This window comes from Pseudomonas izuensis (assembly GCF_002356535.2).
Classification (GTDB): domain Bacteria; phylum Pseudomonadota; class Gammaproteobacteria; order Pseudomonadales; family Pseudomonadaceae; genus Aquipseudomonas; species Aquipseudomonas izuensis.
Genome location: NZ_AP017423.2, coordinates 5,049,519 through 5,070,223, shown reverse-complemented (window position 1 = coordinate 5,070,223; position 20,705 = coordinate 5,049,519). Strand labels below are relative to the sequence as shown.

General features: G+C 61.0%; 20 protein-coding genes. 16 read left to right on the top strand and 4 right to left on the bottom strand.

Going from position 1 to position 20,705, the window contains the following annotated elements; translation table 11 throughout:
- The first annotated feature begins 8 nt into the window (after nt 1–8).
- The 14 genes from cobO (at nt 9) to LAB08_RS22370 (ending at nt 11,538) form a co-directional block, all read left to right on the top strand.
- Nucleotides 9–620, top strand: coding sequence for a cob(I)yrinic acid a,c-diamide adenosyltransferase (gene cobO, locus LAB08_RS22430; protein WP_096509657.1), 612 nt, complete (start codon nt 9–11; stop codon nt 618–620).
- Entirely contained in the window at nt 617–1,999 is a 1,383-nt protein-coding gene (locus LAB08_RS22425; protein ID WP_096509658.1) for a cobyrinic acid a,c-diamide synthase CobB, read from the top strand. Before cobO ends, LAB08_RS22425 begins: the two co-directional genes overlap by 4 nt.
- Nucleotides 1,996–2,646: a 5,6-dimethylbenzimidazole synthase gene (gene bluB, locus LAB08_RS22420; RefSeq protein WP_096509659.1), complete on the top strand. Its 651-nt coding sequence runs from the start codon at nt 1,996–1,998 to the stop codon at nt 2,644–2,646. The genes LAB08_RS22425 and bluB overlap by 4 nt, the downstream gene beginning before the upstream one ends.
- The gene (gene cbiB / locus LAB08_RS22415; protein WP_096509660.1) at nt 2,643–3,551 is read left to right on the top strand and encodes an adenosylcobinamide-phosphate synthase CbiB; all 909 of its coding nucleotides are present in this window, start codon (nt 2,643–2,645) and stop codon (nt 3,549–3,551) included. Before bluB ends, cbiB begins: the two co-directional genes overlap by 4 nt.
- On the top strand, nt 3,544–4,536 hold the full coding sequence (gene cobD, locus LAB08_RS22410; RefSeq protein ID WP_096509661.1) for a threonine-phosphate decarboxylase CobD: 993 nt from the start codon (nt 3,544–3,546) through the stop codon (nt 4,534–4,536). Before cbiB ends, cobD begins: the two co-directional genes overlap by 8 nt.
- Nucleotides 4,533–5,984, top strand: coding sequence for a cobyric acid synthase (locus LAB08_RS22405; RefSeq protein ID WP_096509662.1), 1,452 nt, complete (start codon nt 4,533–4,535; stop codon nt 5,982–5,984). The genes cobD and LAB08_RS22405 overlap by 4 nt, the downstream gene beginning before the upstream one ends.
- Before the next feature lie 122 nt (nt 5,985–6,106).
- Nucleotides 6,107–6,628: a bifunctional adenosylcobinamide kinase/adenosylcobinamide-phosphate guanylyltransferase gene (gene cobU / locus LAB08_RS22400; RefSeq protein WP_096509663.1), complete on the top strand. Its 522-nt coding sequence runs from the start codon at nt 6,107–6,109 to the stop codon at nt 6,626–6,628.
- Nucleotides 6,625–7,680: a nicotinate-nucleotide--dimethylbenzimidazole phosphoribosyltransferase gene (cobT, locus tag LAB08_RS22395; protein ID WP_096509664.1), complete on the top strand. Its 1,056-nt coding sequence runs from the start codon at nt 6,625–6,627 to the stop codon at nt 7,678–7,680. The genes cobU and cobT overlap by 4 nt, the downstream gene beginning before the upstream one ends.
- The gene (gene cobC / locus LAB08_RS22390; RefSeq protein ID WP_096509665.1) at nt 7,677–8,252 is read left to right on the top strand and encodes an alpha-ribazole phosphatase family protein; all 576 of its coding nucleotides are present in this window, start codon (nt 7,677–7,679) and stop codon (nt 8,250–8,252) included. Before cobT ends, cobC begins: the two co-directional genes overlap by 4 nt.
- Before the next feature lie 2 nt (nt 8,253–8,254).
- The gene (locus LAB08_RS22385; RefSeq protein WP_096509666.1) at nt 8,255–8,983 is read left to right on the top strand and encodes an adenosylcobinamide-GDP ribazoletransferase; all 729 of its coding nucleotides are present in this window, start codon (nt 8,255–8,257) and stop codon (nt 8,981–8,983) included.
- Nucleotides 8,984–9,123: 140 nt separating this feature from the next.
- Complete coding sequence (locus tag LAB08_RS22380; protein WP_096509667.1) at nt 9,124–9,528, top strand: MarR family winged helix-turn-helix transcriptional regulator; 405 nt, start codon at nt 9,124–9,126, stop codon at nt 9,526–9,528.
- Nucleotides 9,529–9,580: 52 nt separating this feature from the next.
- On the top strand, nt 9,581–10,789 hold the full coding sequence (locus LAB08_RS22375) for an MFS transporter (protein ID WP_096509668.1): 1,209 nt from the start codon (nt 9,581–9,583) through the stop codon (nt 10,787–10,789).
- Nucleotides 10,786–10,908: a hypothetical protein gene (locus LAB08_RS30555; RefSeq protein ID WP_256658581.1), complete on the top strand. Its 123-nt coding sequence runs from the start codon at nt 10,786–10,788 to the stop codon at nt 10,906–10,908. Before LAB08_RS22375 ends, LAB08_RS30555 begins: the two co-directional genes overlap by 4 nt.
- A gap of 66 nt (nt 10,909–10,974) precedes the next feature.
- On the top strand, nt 10,975–11,538 hold the full coding sequence (locus LAB08_RS22370; RefSeq protein ID WP_096509669.1) for a glutathione peroxidase: 564 nt from the start codon (nt 10,975–10,977) through the stop codon (nt 11,536–11,538).
- Between the two features lie 221 nt (nt 11,539–11,759).
- On the opposite strand, the gene LAB08_RS22365 is transcribed toward LAB08_RS22370, so the two are convergent.
- The 3 genes from LAB08_RS22365 to LAB08_RS22355 all read right to left on the bottom strand — a co-directional run bounded on the left by LAB08_RS22365 (nt 11,760) and on the right by LAB08_RS22355 (nt 14,173).
- Nucleotides 11,760–13,043: an OmpP1/FadL family transporter gene (locus tag LAB08_RS22365; protein WP_096509670.1), complete on the bottom strand. Its 1,284-nt coding sequence runs from the start codon at nt 13,041–13,043 to the stop codon at nt 11,760–11,762.
- A 147-nt stretch (nt 13,044–13,190) separates the two neighbouring features.
- Nucleotides 13,191–13,673 (bottom strand): hypothetical protein, encoded by a 483-nt coding sequence (locus tag LAB08_RS22360; RefSeq protein WP_096509671.1) that lies wholly within the window; start codon nt 13,671–13,673, stop codon nt 13,191–13,193.
- Nucleotides 13,674–13,948: 275 nt separating this feature from the next.
- A complete protein-coding gene (locus LAB08_RS22355; RefSeq protein WP_003204606.1) occupies nt 13,949–14,173 on the bottom strand; it encodes a hypothetical protein in 225 nt (74 codons plus the stop codon).
- A gap of 998 nt (nt 14,174–15,171) precedes the next feature.
- On the opposite strand from LAB08_RS22355, the gene LAB08_RS22350 reads away from it, so the two are divergent.
- Entirely contained in the window at nt 15,172–15,495 is a 324-nt protein-coding gene (locus LAB08_RS22350) for an SEL1-like repeat protein (protein ID WP_096509672.1), read from the top strand.
- A gap of 61 nt (nt 15,496–15,556) precedes the next feature.
- Nucleotides 15,557–17,035 carry a DNA recombination protein RmuC gene (locus LAB08_RS22345; protein ID WP_096509673.1) on the top strand — a complete coding sequence of 493 codons (1,479 nt, stop codon included), beginning with the start codon at nt 15,557–15,559 and terminating at the stop codon, nt 17,033–17,035.
- A gap of 127 nt (nt 17,036–17,162) precedes the next feature.
- On the opposite strand, the gene LAB08_RS22340 is transcribed toward LAB08_RS22345, so the two are convergent.
- Nucleotides 17,163–20,633: a hybrid sensor histidine kinase/response regulator gene (locus tag LAB08_RS22340; protein WP_096509674.1), complete on the bottom strand. Its 3,471-nt coding sequence runs from the start codon at nt 20,631–20,633 to the stop codon at nt 17,163–17,165.
- Between the last annotated feature and the right edge of the window lie 72 nt (nt 20,634–20,705).

Sequence of the window (20,705 nt, the reverse complement as noted above, 5' to 3'; positions counted from 1 at the left end):
GCTCCCCCATGACTGATACCCCTGATCGTGACGAACGTCATCTGGCGCGCATGTTGCGCAAGAAAGCCGTGATCGACGAACGCATCGCCAATTCCCCGAACGAATGCGGCTTGCTGCTCGTGTTGTCCGGCAACGGCAAGGGCAAGAGCAGCTCGGCGTTCGGCATGCTCGCCCGGTCGCTGGGCCATGGCATGCAGTGCGGCGTCGTGCAGTTCATCAAGGGCCGCAACAGCACCGGCGAGGAATTGTTCTTCCGACGCTTCCCCGAGCAGGTGCGTTTTCACGTGATGGGCGAAGGCTTTACCTGGGAAACCCAGGACCGTCAGCGTGATATCGCCGCCGCGGAAGCGGCCTGGGCGGTGTCGCAGGAACTGCTGCGTGATCCAGCCATCGGCCTGGTGGTGCTGGATGAATTGAACATTGCGCTCAAGCACGGGTATCTCGATCTCGATCAGGTGCTCAGCGATTTGCAGGCGCGTCCGCCGATGCAGCATGTGGTGGTCACCGGTCGCGGCGCGAAGCCGGAGATGATCGAACTGGCCGACACCGTCACCGAGATGGGCATGGTCAAGCACGCCTTCCAGGCCGGGATCAAAGCGCAAAAAGGCGTCGAGCTGTGAATCAACCTCGTCATTGCCCGGCGGTACTGATTGCCGCGCCGGCCTCCGGTCAGGGCAAGACCACCGTCACTGCCGCACTGGCCCGTTTGCATCGCAATCAGGGGCGCAAGGTTCGCGTGTTCAAATGTGGCCCCGACTTTCTCGACCCGATGATCCTCGAGCGCGCCAGCGGTGCGCCGGTGTATCAACTGGACATGTGGATGGTCGGCGAGCAGGAAAGTCGCCGCTTGTTGTGGGAAGCCGCAGGCGATGCCGACCTGATCCTGATTGAAGGGGTGATGGGGCTGTTCGACGGCACACCGTCCAGCGCCGACCTGGCGCGGCACTTCGGTGTGCCGGTGCTGGGCGTGATCGACGGCACCGCCATGGCCCAGACCTTTGGCGCACTGGCGCTGGGGCTGGCGCGCTATCAACCGGATTTGCCGTTTGCCGGGGTCCTGGCCAACCGCGTTGGCACCTTGCGTCACGCACAATTGCTCGAAGGCAGCCTGACTGAAGGCTTGCGCTGGTACGGCGCCTTGTCCCGGGAAACCGGGATCGAATTGCCAAGCCGGCACCTCGGCCTGGTGCAGGCCAGCGAGTTGAACGACCTGGATATGCGCCTCGATGCGGCGGCCGATGCCCTGGCCAGCAGTTGCGAAGTCGCGCTGCCACCGACGGTGGAGTTCGCCGCGCCGGATGTGATCGCAGCCGAACCGTTGCTGTCCGGCGTGCGCATCGCCGTGGCCCGGGACGAAGCGTTTGCCTTCACCTACGGTGCCAGCCTCGATTTGTTGCGGGCGATGGGCGCCGAGTTGTCGTTCTTCTCGCCGATCCGCGACCGTGTGTTGCCAGAGGCGGACAGTCTGTATCTGCCGGGTGGTTATCCGGAATTGCATCATGTGGCACTGTCACAGAACACGTCGATGCTCGATGCAATCCGCGCGCACCACGCCGCCGGCAAGCCGTTGCTGGCCGAATGTGGCGGCATGCTGTATTTGCTCGATTCGCTCACGGATGTCGAAGGTGCTCGCGCAGAACTGGTCGGCTTGCTGAGCGGTGATGCGGTGATGCAAAAGCGTCTAGCCGCGCTGGCCCTGCAAGCGGTCGAACTGCCGGAAGGTTCGCTTCGCGGCCACACCTATCACCACTCGCTGACCACCACCGAACTGACGCCGATTGCCCGGGGCTTGAGTCCCAATGGTGGGCGCGGGGCGGAAGCGGTTTATCGCGAGGGGCGAATGACCGCTTCTTATGTGCACTTTTATTTTCCGTCGAATCCGACGGCGATTGCCGCGCTGTTTGCGCCAGACCGTGAGGACGCCTTCGCGAGCAGGCTCGCTCCCACAATGGATAACCTAGACCCTGTGGGAGCGAGCCTGCTCGCGAAAAGGCCATGACCGACAACACATTCAGTCAGGCCGAACGCGAAGCGGTTTATCGCGCAATAGCCGAACGCCGCGACATGCGCCATTTCAGCGGCGGAACTGTCGAGCCCGAACTATTGCGCCGTCTGCTCGAAGCCGCGCACCAGGCACCGAGTGTCGGCCTGATGCAGCCCTGGCGTTTCATTCGCATCAGCGACCGGGCCTTGCGCGGCAAGATCCAGGCGCTGGTGGAAGAAGAACGCATCCGCACTGCCGAGGCCCTGGGCGAGCGAACCGACGAATTCATGCAACTCAAGGTCGAAGGCATCAACGATTGCGCCGAAGTGCTGGTGGCCGCGCTGATGGATGATCGCGAGCGGCATATCTTCGGCCGGCGCACCCTGCCGGAAATGGACATGGCGTCGTTGTCCTGCGCAATTCAGAACCTGTGGCTGGCATCCCGCGCCGAAGGGCTGGGCATGGGCTGGGTATCCCTGTTCGAGCCGCAAGCCCTGGCGGACTTGTTGGGGTTGCCGTCCGGTGCCAAGCCGTTGGCCATTTTGTGCCTGGGGCCGGTCAAGGAATTCTACCCGGCACCCATGCTGGTGCTTGAAGGCTGGGCGCAGGTGCGTCCGTTGAGTGAATTGTTGTACGAGAATTATTGGGGAGTGAGTCAATGAGTGTGGCGTTGTTGAGTGTCGCCGCCGTGGCGCTGGATGCGCTGCTGGGCGAACCCAAGCGCTGGCATCCGCTGGTGGCGTTCGGCCGTTTTGCCGAGCGCATCGAGCAGCGATTCAACGGTGGTGGTCGCGGCTGGCGCAGCCATGGCGTCACCGCATGGGTGATCGCGGTTTTACCCTTGACCTTGCTGGCCACGGCCATTTCCTGGGCGCCCTACGTCGGCTGGATCGTCGAGATTCTCGCGCTGTACTGCGCCCTCGGCATGCGCAGTCTGGGCGAGCACGTCGAGCCTGTGGCCAAGGCCTTGCGCAGCGATAATCTCGAAGAAGCGCGCCAGCGTGTGAGTTACCTGGTCAGCCGCAAGACCAGCGAATTGGATAAAACCGAAGTCGCCCGCGCCGCCACCGAGTCGGTGCTGGAAAACGGCAGTGACGCGGTGTTCGCCGCCTTGTTCTGGTTTGCCGTGGCCGGTGCGCCGGGCGTGGTGCTCTACCGTTTGAGCAACACCCTGGATGCGATGTGGGGTTATCGCAACGAACGCTTCGAACGTTTCGGCTGGGCTGCGGCGAAGATCGACGATGTGCTCAATTACATTCCGGCGCGGTTGGTGGCATTGACCTACGCGCTGTTGGGCAAGACCCGGCTGGCCTTGAAATGCTGGCGCACCCAGGGCCCGACCTGGGACAGTCCGAATGCCGGTCCGGTGATGGCGGCGGGTGCCGGTGCGTTGGGCGTTGAGTTGGGTGGGCCGGCGATTTATCACGGCGAACTGCACGAGCGTCCGCAACTGGGCGAAGGCGTGCCGGCGGATGCGGACTCCATCGACCGCGGCTGGCAACTGGTCCAGCGCGGGGTATGGTTATGGCTGCTGATTCTCTGCGTGGGGGCTGAATTTTATGCTTGAGCACGGTGGGCGGTTGCGCAAGGCGGCGCTCGAATACGGCATCGAGGAAGCCGATTGGCTAGACCTGTCCAGCGGCCTGGCACCCTGGCCGTTTCCGGTTCCGGATATTCCGCTGCGGGCCTGGGCGCGCTTGCCGGAAACCGATGACGGCCTGGAGCAGGCCGCCTGCGATTACTACGGCACACTGCAGGCGCTGCCGGTGGCCGGTTCACAAATGGCCATTCAGTTGTTGCCGCGATTGCGGCGGGCCGGCAAGGTCGGCGTGCTGTCGCCTTGTTACGCCGAACATGCCGAAGCCTGGCGTCGCAATGGCTACATCGTTCGCGAAGTGCTGGAGCAGGAAGTCGATTTTTTCGTCGACAGTCTCGATGTGCTGGTGGTGGTCAACCCGAACAATCCCACCGGCTTGAGCCTGACGCCCGCCCGATTGCTCGATTGGCATGGACGCCTGGCCCAGCGCGGTGGCTGGCTGGTGGTGGACGAAGCGTTCATGGACAACACGCCGCACCTGAGTGTGGCGCCGTTTGCCCATCAGGTCGGATTGATCGTCTTGCGTTCGTTCGGCAAGTTTTTCGGCCTGGCCGGGGTGCGGCTGGGTTTTGTCCTCGCCGAGCGCAAGTTGCTCAAGTTGCTCGCCGAACAGGTCGGGCCGTGGGCGGTGAGCGGGCCGACCCGAGTGCTCGGTCAGGCTTGTCTGCGCGATACCGAAGGACACAGGCAGCAACGCGTGCGGGCCGAGGAAGCCAGCGAACGGCTGGCGTCGTTGCTGGAGCAGTACGGGTTCAAGCCCCAGGGCGGTTGCGCCTTGTTCCAATGGCTGATCACCGAGCGCGCCGAAGAGCTGCACGAGTTCATGGCCCGGCGCGGCATTCTGCTGCGATTGTTCACGCAAACCAGCAGCCTGCGCTTCGGCCTGCCCGACGGTGACGCCGATTGGGCACGCCTGGCCGCCGCATTCGAAGACTTCGCCAGGGAACGCCAATGACCACGTTGATGGTGCAAGGCACCACCTCCGACGCCGGCAAAAGCACGCTGGTGACGGCACTATGCCGCTGGGTCACGCGTCAGGGCGCAGGCGTGGTGCCATTCAAGCCGCAAAACATGGCGCTCAACAGCGCGGTGACGGCTGACGGTGGCGAGATCGGCCGTGCGCAAGCGGTACAGGCCCAGGCCGCTTATCTCGAACCGCACACCGACATGAACCCGGTGCTGCTCAAACCCAACAGCGATACTGGCGCCCAAGTGATCATCCACGGTCGCGCCGTCACGACCATGAACGCGGTGGCTTATCACGACTACAAGGCCATCGCCATGCAAGCGGTGCTGGCTTCCCATGCACGGTTGAGCGCGGCCTATCCGCTGGTGATGGTCGAGGGCGCCGGTTCACCGGCCGAGATCAATCTGCGTGCCGGCGACATTGCCAACATGGGCTTTGCCGAAGCGGTGGATTGCCCGGTGGTGTTGATTGCCGACATCAACCGGGGCGGGGTATTCGCCCATCTGGTGGGTACGCTGGAGTTGCTTTCGCCCAGCGAGCAGGCGCGGGTCAAGGGCTTCATCATCAACCGTTTTCGCGGTGACATCGCCCTGTTGCAACCGGGCCTGGACTGGCTGGAACAGCGCACCGGCAAACCGGTGATTGGCGTATTGCCGTATGTGATGGACCTGCACCTGGAAGCCGAGGACGGTATCGATCAGCGCCAGACCGACAAGGCCGAGCAGGTGCTGAAAGTGCTGGTGCCGGTGTTGCCGCGCATCAGCAACCACACCGATTTCGATCCGCTTCGCCTGCATCCGCAAGTGGATCTGCAATTCATCGGCCCCGGCCAGGCGATCCCGCCGGCCGATCTGATCATTCTTCCGGGCTCGAAAAGCGTGCGCAGCGACCTCGCGTATCTGCGGGCCAACGGTTGGGAAACCGCCATCTCCCGTCATCTGCGGTATGGCGGGAAATTGCTGGGCATCTGTGGTGGCCTGCAGATGCTCGGCGGGCAAGTGCATGACCCGCTGGGCCTGGAAGGCGCACCGGGTTCCAGCGCCGGTTTGGGTTTGCTGGCGTTTGAAACCCGCCTCGAAGAAGAGAAGCAACTGCGCAATGTGCGCGGGCATTTGGTGCTGGAAAACGCTGAGGTCAGCGGTTATGAAATCCACGCCGGCGTGACCACTGGCCCGGCACTGGAAAACGCCGCGGTGCAGCTCGATGACGGGCGTTGCGATGGCGCGCAAAGTGTCGATGGGCAGATTTTCGGCACCTACCTGCATGGTCTGTTCGAATCGCCGGCGGCGTGCAGTGCGTTGCTGCGATGGGCAGGATTGCAGGCCGTGCAGGATGTGGATTACCACGGGTTGCGCGAGCGGGATATCGAGCGGTTGGCGGATCTGGTGGAGAAGCATCTGGATACCGGGTTGTTGCGCGAACTCTGTGGGATTTGAGGTGGTTTTGAGATTGCCATCGCGAGCAGGCTCGCTCCCACAGTTGACCGCGTTCCAATGTGGGAGCGAGCCTGCTCGCGATAGCGCCTGCCGCTACACCGCCAAATAGAAGGTTGATAACCATGCTCCAACTGATCCTCGGCGGCGCCCGCTCCGGCAAGAGTCGCCTGGCTGAAAAACTGGCAACAGACAGTCAACTCCAGGTGACCTACATCGCCACCAGCCAACCCCTGGACGGCGAAATGAGCGACCGGGTCGCCCATCACCGCGCCCGTCGCCCTGCCGAATGGGCCTTGATCGAAGAGCCTTTGGAACTGGCCCGCGTCCTGCGTGAAAACGCTCGCGCCGATCATTGCCTGTTGGTGGATTGCCTGACGTTGTGGCTGACCAACCTGCTGATGCAGGGCGATGCCGAACGCTTGAACGTTGAACGCGATGCGCTGCTGGAGTGCCTGGCGTCGTTGCCGGGTGAAATCATTTTTGTCAGCAACGAGACCGGAATGGGTGTCGTGCCGCTGGGCGAATTGACTCGCCGCTATGTCGATGAAGCCGGTTGGCTGCATCAAGCTCTGGCCGAGCGTTGTCAGCGAGTCGTCCTGACCGTCGCCGGCCTGCCCCTCACTCTGAAAGGAACTGCGTTATGACCCAATCCTGGTGGCTGAACCCGTGCAAACCGATCGACGCCCAGGCGGTCGAGCAGGCCCAGGCCCGTCAACAACAATTGACCAAGCCGGCGGGTTCCCTCGGTCAGCTGGAGTCGGTAGCGGTACAACTGGCGGGATTGCAGGGGCGGGTCAAACCGAGTCTGGAGCAGGTTTCGATCACGATTTTTGCCGGCGACCACGGCGTGGTGGCCGAAGGGGTGTCCGCGTTTCCTCAGGAAGTCACCGGGCAAATGCTGCACAACTTCGTCAGCGGCGGCGCGGCAATCAGTGTGCTGGCGCGGCAGTTGGGGGCTGCCCTTGAGGTGGTGGATCTCGGGACGATTACGCCATCGCTGAGCCTGCCGGGGGTGCGTCACCTGAACATCGGCCCGGGCACGGCGAATTTTGTGCAGGGCCCGGCGATGACCGTGGCTCAAGGCGAACTGGCATTGCAGGCGGGTCGTGACAGCGTGCGGCGGGCCAAAGAAGCCAATGCGCAATTGTTCATCGGTGGCGAGATGGGCATCGGCAATACCACCGCCGCCAGTGCACTGGCCTGTGCCTTGCTGGATTGCCCGGTGGTGCATCTGACCGGGCCTGGCACCGGATTGAACGCGGCGGGCGTCAGCCACAAGGCTGAGGTGATCGAGCGAGCATTGGCCTTGCACGGTGCCCGGCGTGGCGATGCGTTGCAAACCCTGCTGAACCTGGGTGGTTTCGAAATCGCGGCATTGGTCGGGACCTATCTGGCCTGTGCCCAGGAAGGCGTTGCGGTGCTGGTGGACGGCTTCATTTGCAGCGTCGCGGCGTTGGTCGCGGTGCGTTTGAATCCACAATGCCGCCCGTGGTTGTTGTTCGGTCATCGTGGCGCCGAGCCGGGGCATCGACATGTGTTGGAATCCTTGAATGCCGAACCGCTGCTCGATCTCGGCTTGCGACTGGGAGAAGGCAGCGGGGCTGCGCTGGCGGTGCCATTGTTGCGGCTGGCGTGTGATCTGCATGGGCAGATGGCGACGTTCGCTGAAGCCGCAGTTGCGGATCGCCCGGCATGATCTTGCGTCTGGATCTGCTGCGCCATGGCGAAACCGAACTTGGCGGCGGCTTGCGCGGCAGCCTCGATGACGCGCTGACCGAAAAGGGGTGGCAGCAGATGCGCTCAGCGGTGATGGAGCAGGGGCCTTGGGATCGTCTGGTCAGCTCACCATTGCAGCGTTGTGCGCGCTTCGCTGAAGAACTCGCCGCGCGCTCGGGCTTGCCGGTGGCGTTCGATCCAGACCTGCAAGAGCTGCACTTCGGCGCGTGGGAGGGGCAGAGCGCCGCGGCGCTGATGGAAACCGATGCCGAAGGCCTGGGATTGTTTTGGGCTGACCCTTATTCATTCACTCCGCCACAGGGTGAGCCAGTGGCCGAGTTTTCAGCGCGCGTGCTGGCGGCGGTCGCGCGTTTGCAGGCGGCCTACGCCGGCCAGCGGGTGCTGCTGATCAGCCATGGCGGGGTCATGCGTTTGTTGCTGGCCCAGGCGCGAGGCTTGCCCCGTGAGCAGTTGCTGAATGTCGAAGTGGGTCACGGTGCGTTGTTCTCGCTATCGGTCCAGTCCGATGGCTTGTTAAAGGAAGTGCGCTGACCATGTTGCCGTTCTGGATCGCCCTGCAATTCCTCAGCAGCCTGCCGATTCGTTTGCCGGGCATGCCGGCACCGCAGGAATTGGGGCGGTCACTGCTGTTTTATCCGCTGGTGGGTTTATTGTTCGGCGGTATTTTGTGGGGGATGAACTGGCTGTTGCTGGGGACACCGCTGTTGCTGCACGCGGCCCTGTTGCTCACGGTGTGGGTGCTGCTCAGCGGCGCGTTGCACCTGGACGGCCTGGCCGACAGCGCCGATGCCTGGCTCGGCGGATTCGGTGATCGCGAGCGCACGCTGACTATCATGAAAGACCCGCGCAGCGGACCGATCTCGGTGGTCACGCTGGTGTTGGTGTTGCTGCTGAAATTTTCCGCGTTGCTGGCGCTGATCGAACAACAGAACGCCGTGGCACTGATCATCGTTCCGTTGTTGGGGCGTAGCGCATTGCTCGGATTATTCCTGACGACGCCCTATGTGCGTCCCGGTGGATTGGGGCAGGCGCTGGCCGATCATCTTCCGCGATCGACGGGCAAGCAGGTGTTGCTGGTCAGTGCGCTGGCCTGTGTGTTGATCGCGGGTGTCAGCGGCATCTTTGCAGTGGGGCTGGCGGTCCTGTTGTTTGTCTGGTTGAGACAAGTGATGCTGCGACGGTTGGGTGGCACGACGGGCGATACGGCGGGGGCGTTGCTGGAGTTGCTGGAGATGGTGCTGCTGGTGGGTCTCGCTTTGTAGGAGCAATGCTTGCTCGCGATGAACGATGACGCGGTTTTCTGTCTGAATCCGCGTAACGGCCATCGCGAGCAAGCTTTGCTCCTACAGGATCGGTGTAACATAAATTTGCAGTCTTCTCACCACGGGTATATACACGCACCATGCTCGACTCCCAATGTTTATGCATCAACCTGCGTCGCGCCGCCCGTGGCGTCAGCAGGCATTACGACGGCGCTCTCGACGGCTTCGGGATCAACGTCGCGCAGTATTCTTTGCTGTGCAATCTGCAGCGCCTGGATCAACCCAGCATTTCCATCCTGGCGGAAGCCATGGGGCTGGATCGCAGCACCCTGGGGCGCAATTTGCGTGTGCTGGAAGGTGAGGGCCTGGTGACGCTGGTGGAAGGCGAGGACATGCGTAATCGTATCGTCCTGCTCACCGAAGCCGGGGCCGAGCGGTTGCAGGCAGCCTTGCCGGCCTGGGAGGCGGCGCAACAGCGGTTGGTTGATCGGCTGGGGGCCGAAAAGCGTGAAATGTTGTTGAAGTTGCTGGACGAACTGGCGTAATGCCGGTTTGTTCGATCTTAAGCGGGTATATACCCGCGCCCGGAGAACAAGAATGACATCGATGTGGCGTACGTGCGGTTGGGTTCTGTTGGGGAGTGCGCTGATTCTTGCGTTGTCTCTGGGAGTGCGACATGGCTTCGGCCTGTTCCTGGCGCCGATGAGTGCCGAGTTCGGCTGGGGGCGTGAGGTCTTTGCCTTCGCCATCGCCCTGCAAAACCTGATCTGGGGCCTGGCGCAGCCCTTCACCGGCGCGCTGGCCGACCGCTTCGGTGCGGCGAAAGTGGTGCTCATCGGTGGCATATTTTACGCCTTGGGCCTGGTGTTCATGGGCATGTCCGACTCGGCAATGACCTTGTCGTTGAGTGCCGGTCTGTTGATCGGTATCGGCCTGTCCGGTACTTCGTTTTCGGTAATCCTCGGCGTGGTCGGGCGGGCGGTTCCGCCGGAGAAGCGCAGCATGGGCATGGGCATTGCCAGCGCCGCCGGTTCGTTCGGCCAGTTCGCCATGCTGCCCGGCACGCTGGGGTTGATCGGCTGGCTCGGCTGGTCCACGGCCCTGCTGGCGCTGGGACTGCTGGTGGCACTGATCGTGCCGCTGGTAAGCATGCTCAAGGACAAACCCTTGCCGGTACTCGGCCATGAGCAAACCTTGTCCGAGGCCCTGCACGAGGCCTGCTCGCATTCAGGATTCTGGCTGCTGGCATTCGGTTTTTTTGTCTGCGGTTTTCAGGTGGTATTCATCGGCGTGCACTTGCCGGCGTACCTGGTGGATCAGCATCTGCCGGCGACGGTCGGTACTACGGTGTTGGCGCTGATCGGCCTGTTCAATATCTTCGGCACCTACACCGCAGGCTGGCTGGGCGGGCGCATGTCCAAGCCGCGGTTGCTCACGGGGCTGTATGTGCTGCGGGCGGTAGTGATTGCGCTGTTCCTGTGGGCACCGGTGACCACGACAACCGCCTATCTGTTCGGCATGGCCATGGGTTTCCTCTGGCTGTCGACGGTGCCCTTGACCAACGGCACGGTCGCGACCTTGTTCGGCGTACGGAATCTGTCCATGCTCGGCGGGATTGTGTTCCTGTTTCACCAGCTCGGTTCGTTCCTCGGTGGATGGTTGGGCGGGGTGGTGTACGATCGAACCGGGAGCTATGACTTGATCTGGCAGGTAGCGATTCTCCTGAGCCTGATGGCCGCCGCCCTTAACTGGCCGGTGCGTGAGCAGCCGGTGGCGCGGCTGCAATCCCAAATGAGTGCGATATGAACCGTCTCTTTCCGCGAATCACCCTGATTGCTGTCTGTGCCTTGCTGCTGGCCCTGGCCTGGTGGGGCTGGCATCAGGGTGGGCTGGCGTTGATGCAGTTGGGTATGGCGGTTTGTTAGCTTGCTAGCAGGATGTGAGGACGAGTAACTTCCATTCCTGACGATTCCTCACAAGGAAGCACCGATATGCTGATGCGCTGGTTTGCAGTTCCCGCGTTGGTAGCGTTTACCGGATTGGCTCAAGCGGCAGAGTGCCCGGAGTTGCTGCAAGGTTCATTACCCAAGTTGCGCGCCAATGAATCCATCGATTTATGCCAGCGCTTCGCCGGCAAGCCGTTGGTGGTGGTCAATACCGCGAGTTTCTGTGGTTTCGCCCCGCAATTCAAAAGCCTTGAGGCGTTGAATCAACGTTTCAAGGGGCAGGGGCTGGAGGTAATCGGCGTGCCGTCCAATGACTTCAAGCAGGAGTCCAAGGACGGTGCTGAGACCGCCAAGGTCTGCTATGTGAATTACGGCGTGACCTTCACCATGACCGAGCCGCAGAAAGTCCGCGGCGACGATGCCACCCATCTGTTCAAGGTGCTTGCCAAACAGAGCAGTACGCCGAAATGGAATTTCTACAAGTACGTAGTCGATCGCCAGGGCAAGGTGATCGCCAGTTTCTCCAGCCTGACCAAGCCTGATGATCCCGACTTCATCGCGGCGGTGGAGAAAGCCCTGGCTTCGCCACCGTTAGCGTCCACCCCATGATCTGAAACTGGATAACCCCCTGTAGGAGCGGGCTTGCTGGCGATGGCGGTGTATCAGGCGCGGCATGATTGACTGGAATACCGTCTTCGTCGGATCGCCGCCCGCAGCAAGCCGGCTCCTACAGGGCATTGGGCTATTGCCCACAAAAAAGCCCCGCCTCTGTACAGAGCGCGGGGCTTTTTTGATTCCGGTGGCGAGCGGTTCAAGCTCGCCGTGCATCATCAGAAGCGATAGGTAGCACCAACACCGAAACCGTTCGCACTGTTTTCGTACTTGGCGTTGTAGGACTGACCCAAGCGGTTAGTGCGTTGGACAGTGACATCTTCTTCCTGAAGGTAGGAGTAAGCCACGTCAATGGTCCAGTCGTCGGTTGGGTTGAAGCCCGCACCGATACTGAAAATCGTCCGGTCGCCGGTAGGAATGCGTGGCGAACGATCAGTGTTGTTGGTCGGCGACTGGTCAAAGGTGAGACCGGTACGCAGTACCCACTGCTTGTTCAACTGGTAGGAAGTACCCACGGCGTAGGCCCAGGTGTCATGCCAGTTCTGCTCTTCCGTGATGGTGCCAACAATTTGTGGGGCGAGGGCACCACCGCTGGCTGCGGTTACGCCTTCGTTGTTGACGGTGATGTCTTTCAGGCGGCTCCAGCGGGTCCAGGTAGCACCGGCATAGAGTTTCCAGGCCTCGTTCATATCCTGAGTCACGGAAAGGTCATAGGACTCAGGTGTTTCGATCTTCAGCGAGGCATCGTAACGGTTGGATTTGAGTAGCTGAGGTGGCACGCCACCGCCGGCAGTCACTTCGGTGTGGCCGTCGAGCTTGTAGTTCACTTTCGAGTGATAGGTCAGGCCCACGCGAGTGGTGTCGGTGGCTTGCACCAGGACGCCGGCGTTCCAGCCCAAGGCCGTATCGTCACCCTTGATCTGGATATTGTTGTCGCCAGTCCTTGGGTTGAGAGAAATGTCCGATTGCAGCTCGCCGGAAATCCGGTTGATGGTAGGGCCAAAACCGATCGATACTTTATCGTTGAACGCGTAGCTGACGGTTGGCTGCAGAGTGACGACCTTGACTTCGCTCTTGCTGCCGAAAGCGCGGCCCTGAAAGCCGGTTTCGTAGTTGGTGATCAGCCCGAACGGAGCGTAGACACCAACACCGACCGACCATTCATCGTTGAGTTTATTGGTATAGAAACCCATCGGTACGGTAGTGAACGGAACCATGTCGCCTTTGTTGGTTCCGATTGAACTGCCGCTGGCATCTTTGATATCGGTCGAGGCGTCGATCGCTGCGATACCGCCAGTGATTTGCTGGCCCTTGAGGCGAGACATACCGGCAGGGTTGCCAAAAACTGTACTTGCATCATCGGCAGAAGAAGAACGCCCGGCGTAACCAGTCCCCATCCCGCTGATGCTTTGTTCGTTGAGGGCAAAGCCACTTGCGAAGATCTGGGTGGATGCCAAGGCAACGGCGAGGCTAATGGTGGTTTTGAGCATTACTTTTTTCATTATTAGAACTCCTGATGATCACCGGGGCGAAAATTACCAACATTTTCGTCCCAGCGCCATAGGCTGTATCGCTTGATTTAGAGCGGTTTTGTAGGACAATCCGACCAGATTCGCGACCTGTTGTGCGATCTTTGGATCCAGGTGAGATCAGCAGGCAACCTGATTCAGCGGTGAAACACAGGTTTGCCAGGCGTAGGTGAAGTCTCTCAGGCGCCCTTGGGGTTGGAAGGTCTGGCGCCAGATTCGGGCCATTCCCAACAGGTCGTCTGCTTCGGGGAGCGGGGTGTTCTGTTCTTCGACCAGCAGCCAGGCGATGGCGGTGGCGTAACGCAGGTTGACGGTCAACTCCAGGTGCGGGCCACTGAGAAAGGCATGCTGGCTGGCCAGGCCACGGACAAGGCTGGCGCGCTCGGGGTCCAGTGCCAGATAGTGGTCCCAGAGTGCCTGATGGCGGGGTTCGGCGATTCGATAGAGGCCGTGTCCACGGCGGTCGTGCAGGGCGGTACCAAGGGCTGACTGGCTGGCGGCGATGCCCAGCAGCAGGGATTCGGCGGTGGCGCTATGGCGTCCAAGGTAAATCAATGTCGGGCGGATCACATAGCGGCACAGTTCGCTGGCAGCGATACCCATAAAACCCTCGAAACATGAAATGGGCGGCGATACCTGAAAGGAGCGTTGGCAGCGGTGAATCGACTCAGGCTCGCCGGAAGCGGATGAGACCGCTTGAGTTGAAGTGTAGTGTCATATTGGTAACGTAAAGGCCTGTTTTTAAAATATTTCCGGCTTCGAGTTATAACCGTTATATCGGTTGGTGCTTAGGCGGGGGTGGGCTGACGTGAAATGGCGGGCAATAAAAAGCCCCGCTTTTTGAGCGGGGCCTTTGATGTTTCAGCCTTGCTGGCGTCTCAGGCAACCAGTGCCTGACGGGTACGTTCGATCACGGCCTGCAGCGGTTCTGCGCTGGAGTATTGATCGGGGTACAGGCGTTCGCTGTGACGGGCGATGCCGTGTTCGTTGACCAGGGTAAAGCTGAAACAGCCTTTGCGAGCGGCCATGATCAGGCAGTTCATTGGTGCAAAAGCATTGGTTAGGGTGCGGATGGCATCCTGTGCATGGATTTGAGTAGACATAGTCATGGGTGTTCCTACAAGCGACACGGATAAGAGCCGTGCAAAATTAAAACGTTCCAGTAACGACGACCACCGTTGGTCGAACGAAGAACCCGACTGGAACAAAGCAGCCAGTTTGAAGCGCTGATAATTGGCGCGCTTGGGCTGGCAGGTAGGTACTTAGGAGGGCAGGCAACACATCGAGGGCAAAGGTTCTGGGCCCGGGGTGAAGATCCTGATCAATTTGCAGGTTGGTTCGGTCAGAGTAAGTGAGCCTGACAACACCCTTTGCTTTCGATTCAAAGGCTGTGTTGATGCAGGATTTACCTGGAAACCATCGAGGTGGTCGATCCCGCTTGTTCGGTGAAGGGCTTCCTGTGGGAAGGCTGACCGGGGGGATTTGTTCGACCAGAATTGACTTTCAGCTTGGTACTAACGCCGCGGATACTAACGGATTGAACTGTCGAAGGGAAGTGTGTTAGCCAAAAAAGATTCGCCATCCATGCCATTTGCGGCGGCGTGAAGTGATTTGCCCCAGGTCATGAACCAGAAAGGTGCCCTGTAAACGCCCGGAATCCGACGGGTGGTCCGGTTGATCCGACCAGTGGCGAACAGTCTGGATCACGGGTTTTGCGGGGGTTATCCCCAGAAAAAGAGAAAAAGTGCGCCGAAAAAGGTCAGCGATATAACCACCACGAAGGTACTTGTGCACATTAGTAGCGCAGCCTGTCACCCCGCTGTCATCTAGCCTTCAAGTACAGTGGGTGCCTGTAACCAAAATTTAAGTCAATGAAAAACATCGCTTTTTTTTACTGGTGAAAAAATCGTCAGTTTGACTGCAGGCCCCATTCCATAGGGCTTTGCGCCAGTTCGGGGGCGGTTGTCCACTGAGTTATCCACAGCTTCTGTGGATTGTCCCGAGCGCTTGCTCTAGGACGGGCGTGCCGCGATTTTTTCACCTTTACCTGTAAGAAAAAAAGAGTAGAGTGGCGCGCCTTCCGATCTGCCCACAGTGCTTTATGAAGTTTCGTACACCGTCCGTGTCCTCCACGTCCAAAACATCCCCTGTTGCCCCGCCCAAGCGCTTTTCGATGCGGGTGGCCGAATGGCTGCTGGACAGTCCGCACCTGGGTGAAAACACCAACGTCAAACACATCGCCGGGCGTTTGCTCAAGCAACCGGCCCGTGAGGGTGTCGTGGCTGCGCAAAGCCGTCTCGGCCAGTTGATGTGCCGTGAGTGCGGCAATGCCAGGGACCGTCGCATCGGCCAGGACCTCTTGCGCCAAGCCGCGCGGGCAGGGGATCTGCGCGCACAACAGGAACTGGGCCGGATCGAAGACTGAGCTGTCCAAGACCTGACGCCTTGGTTAACCTTCAAGCAATACTTCAATGGCAGGAATGGCTATGGCTATGGACTTGACCAGCGCATTGCTCGGTCTGGGGGGCGCTGCTCTGCCGTTACTGGTGGTGGCCTGGCAACTTCAAAGCAGGGTAAGCACGGCACAGGCAGAGACCGCGCTTCTGCAAGAGCGCCTGGCCACGGCGCAACTGGCGCAGGATGGCCTGAACGCGCAACTCGAAGCCTGTCGCGATGAAGTAGCCGATCTCGGCCAGGCCAATGCCGCCCGGCAAGCTGACCTGGCGGCGGTACGTCGCGAAGTCGAGCTGCTGCAAATTGAACGCGACGATGCTCGCGACGCCGCCCATGCCTGGAATATCGAGCGTGCTGGCAAAGATGCCGAATTGCGCCGCCTGGATGCCCATGCCGCGTCGCTCAATGCCGAGCTGCGCGAGCAGCAGGAAAGCCATCAGCAGCGCCTCAATGACCTGCAAGGATCAAGAGATGAGCTGCGTGCGCAGTTCGCCGAACTGGCGGGGAAAATTTTCGATGAGCGAGAGCAGCGTTTCGCCGAAACCAGTCAGCAGCGACTGGGGCAGTTGCTCGATCCATTGAAGGAGCGCATCCAGTCGTTTGAAAAGCGCGTCGAGGAAAGTTATCAGGCTGAAGCCCGGGAGCGCTTTTCGCTGGCGAAGGAACTGGAGCGTTTGCAGCAACTCAATTTGCGCCTGAGCGACGAAGCCACCAACCTGACCCGTGCCTTGAAGGGGCAGAAGACCCAGGGTAACTGGGGTGAACTGATTCTGGAGCGGGTGCTTGAACATGCCGGCCTGGAGAAGGGGCGCGAGTATCAGACCCAGGTCAATCTCAAGGGGCCGGATGGCGAGCGTTTCCAGCCGGACGTGATCATCTATCTGCCAGGCGACAAGCAGGTGGTGGTCGACTCCAAAGTCAGCCTCACGGCGTATCAGCAATACGTGGCGGCCGAAGACGAGGGCATCAGCCAGATCGCCATCAAGCAGCACGTATTGTCCCTGCGCAATCACGTCAAAGGTTTGGCCGGCAAGGACTACAAGCGGCTCGATGGCTTGCACAGTCTGGATTTCGTGCTGCTGTTCGTACCGATCGAAGCGGCGTTTTCCGCCGCGTTGCAGGCCGAACCGACACTGTTCCAGGAAGCGTTCGACCGCAATATCGTGATCGTCAGTCCGACCACCTTGTTGGCGACCCTGCGCGTTATCGACAGCCTGTGGAAGCAGGAGCGGCAAAGCCAGAACGCCCGGGAAATCGCCGAGCGGGCGGGGTGGCTGTACGATAAATTCGTGTTGTTCATTCAGGATCTGGATGAAGTCGGCAATCGCTTGCAGCAACTGGACAAAGCCTACAGCGCAGCGCGCAACAAGCTGACAGAAGGCCGCGGCAACCTGGTCAGCCGCAGTGAGCAGCTGAAATTGCTCGGGGCGAGAGCGAGCAAAAGCTTGCCAGCGGACTTGCTGGAGCGGGCGATGACGGATGTCGACGGACTGGTCGAATTACCGGAATAACCAGAAAAGCATCGCGAGCAAGCTTTGCTCCCACAGGGTGTGCCCCGAGCTCGCGGCAAGCATCAATCCTGTGGGAGCAAAGCTTGCTCGCGATGGCGTCATTCCTGCCGGCGCAAAACTCAAACCATTACAACGGCAAATGCCGGCTCAACAACGCCCGCAACGCCGCCGGTTTCACCGGTTTTGCCAGGTAATCCAGTCCGGCTGCATGCACCTGGGCCATGGTCTCCGGACGGCCATCGGCGCTGATCACCACGCCGGGCACCGGTTCGCCCAAGCGAGTGCGCAACCAGGCCATCAATTCAGTGCCCGTTTCGCCATTGTCCAGGTGGTAATCCACCAGGGCCAGTTGCGGCCGCACCCCGTCACCGAGCAGCGCCGCACACTCGTCGCGATTGCGCGCGGTCCAGACCTGGCAACCCCAGCGAGTCAGCAAACTGTTCATACCGATCAGGATGCTGTCTTCGTTGTCGATGCACAGCACCTGCGCACCACTGAGCAATTTGCCATTGAGCTCGGCTGCCTTGGCCGGCAACGTGGCTTGCGTCCGGGCCAGGGGTACGCTGACGCTGAACACGCTGCCGCGCCCGGGCCATGAACGTACGCGCAAGGTATGCCCCAGCACGCGGCACAGTCCGTCGGCAATCGCCAGCCCCAGGCCCAGGCCTTTCTCGGCGCGTGTCTGATGGCTGTCGAGGCGTTTGAATTCTTCGAAAATCACCTGCTGTTTATCTTCCGGAATGCCCGGCCCACGGTCCCAGACCTCCAGGCACAGCTCGCCCTGGCGACGGCGAACCCCCAGCAGCACCGGGCCTTTGGCATAGCGGAAGGCATTGGTCAGGAAGTTCTGCAGGATCCGGCGCAGCAGTTTGATGTCGCTTTCGATGCGCAGCGTGCTGCCCCGCACGCGGAACTCCAGTCCTTGATCCCGTGCCAGTGCCTTGAATTCGGCGCCCAGGGCATCGAACAGCTCATTGAGTGCGAATGGCCTGGCGTCGGGATTGATCTTGCCGTTTTCGAGGCGGGAAATATCCAGCAGATCGCTGATCAGGTCTTCGGCTGAACGCAGTGAGCTGTCCAGGTGCTGCACCAGTTTTTGCGCCTCACCGGACAAGCCATCGTCCTGATGATTGAGCGCGGCGGAGAACAGTCGCGCCGCATTCAAAGGTTGCATCAAGTCATGGCTGACCGCCGCCAGAAAGCGGGTTTTCGACTGGTTGGCCGCTTCTGCGGTGCCCTTGGCCTCGGTCAGGGCCACGTTGAGCTGCGACAGTTCGTGGGTGCGTTCGGCCACTCGTTGTTCGAGGCTTTCGTTGGCTTCGGTCAGCGCCTGTTCGGCTTCGCGGAACGGGGTGATGTCGGTGAAGCTCATGACGAAACCGCCGCCCGGCATCGGGTTGCCGATCAGTTCGATCACCCGGCCGTTGGGGAACAACCGCTCGGAAGTATGTGCACGCCCCTGGCGCATCCAGTGCAGGCGGCGGGCGACGTGCACTTCGGCTTCGCCCGGGCCGCACAGGCCGCGCTCGGCGTTGTGGCGAATGATGTCGGCAATCGGCCGGCCGACGCTGATCAAGCCATCCGGGTAATTGAACAGTTCCAGGTAGCGACGGTTCCAGGCCACCAGCTTCAGCGACTGGTCGACCACGCTGATGCCTTGGGTGATGTTCTCGATGGCCCCTTGCAGCAGCGCGCGGTTGAATTGCAGGACTTCCGAGGCTTCATCGGCGATGCGTACGACGTCCTCCAGTTGCATTTCCCGACCTTCGATGGCGGCTTTTACCACCGCGCGCGTCGACGAAGCCCCCAGGACACCGGCCAGCAATCGCTCGGTATGGGCGATCCATTCACCGTCGGCGTTCTGGCTCGGATTAAAGCCTTTGCCCTGGCGGTAGGCAAAACGGATAAAGCTCTGGCGGGCGCGCTCTTCACCGACGAAGCGGGCCGCCAGTTGCAGCAGATCGTCGATCTGCACCGCCAGCATCGAGCGCGCGCTGGGGCGGGCACTGATTTCCTGGCCAATGAATCGACCGGCCTGCCAGTGTTCCGATACTCGCGTACGTGACAGCACCGAAACCCAGGCGAACAGTGTGAAGTTGCCGGCAAGGGACAGCACCACCCCTTGGGTCAGTGGTGTGATCGGCAGGTTCAGCGGGTTGCTGTGCAGCCAGGCCAGGCCCGGGAAATTGCTCAAGGGCAAGCCGAGGCTGTGGGCGGCGATGGGCAGTATCAGGGTGTAGAACCAGAGGAAGGTGCCGGTGGCGAGGCCGGCGAATACGCCGCGTCGGTTGGCCTGCTTCCAGTACAGCGCACCGAGCATGGCTGGTGCCAATTGCGTCACGGCGGCGAAGGCGATCTGGCCGATGGTCGCCAGGCTCGCGGTCGAGCCCAGCAATCGGTAGCTGACATAAGCCAGCAGCAAAATCACCACGATACTCACGCGGCGCACCGACAGCATCCACTGGCGGAACACTTCGAACGGCCGTTCGGCGTTGTTGCGGCGTAACAGCCATGGCAACAGCATGTCGTTGGAAACCATGGTCGACAGCGCAACACACTCCACGATCACCATGCCGGTGGCCGCCGAAGCGCCGCCGATGAAGGCCAGCAAGGCCAGGGCCGGGTGTGCCTGAGCCAACGGCAGGCTGATGACAAAGGAGTCCGGCAGCACCGAACTCGGCAGCAGCATCTGGCCGGCCAGGGCGATCGGTACGACGAACAATGCCGCGAGGGCGAGGTACGTCGGGAACACCCATTTGGCCAGGCGCAAATCCTGAGGGTCGATGTTTTCCACCACCGTCATCTGGAACTGTCGCGGCAGGCAGATGATCGCCATCATCGCCACCCCGGTCTGTACCACCATCGAAGGCCAGTTAACGGTTTCTTTCCAGTAATCCTCGAGACGCGGGGCGAGCATGGCCTGATTGAACAGGTCATCAAAGCCGTCATACAGCCCGAACGTCACATACGCGCCGACCGCCAGAAACGCGAACAGCTTGACCAGCGATTCGAAGGCAATCGCCAGTACCATGCCGCGGTGGTGTTCCGTGGCGTCGAGGTTGCGGGTACCGAAGACGATGGTGAACAACGCCAGCACCAGTGACACCACGAGCGCGGTGTCCTGCGCGCGAACCCCCATGGCGTCGGCGCCGGCACCAATCAGCAGGTTCACCCCGAGGACGATGCCTTTGAGTTGCAAGGCGATGTAGGGCAGAACGCCGACCAGGCAAATCAGCGCCACCACCACCGCCAGCGATTGGGATTTGCCGTAGCGAGCGGCGATGAAGTCGGCAATGGAGGTGATGTTTTCCTGCTTGCTGATCATCACCATCTTTTGCAGGACCCACGGGGCTCCGATCAGCAGCAGGATCGGCCCGAGGTAGATCGGCAGGAATGACCAAAGCTGCTCCGCCGCCTGACCCACGGCGCCAAAGAATGTCCAGCTGGTGCAATAGACGGCCAGCGACAGGCTGTACACCCACGCACGCATCCGTGGCGGCAACGGCGTGCTGCGACGGTCGCCGTAAAAGGCGATGGCGAACATGATGGCCATATAGGCCAGGGCGACGGCGGCAATCAGCCCGCTGGACAGCGACATGGGAACTCCACACAACCAAAGACACCCGGACCTCCCGCCCGGACAGACAGTCTCGCACGATGGCAGGGGTTA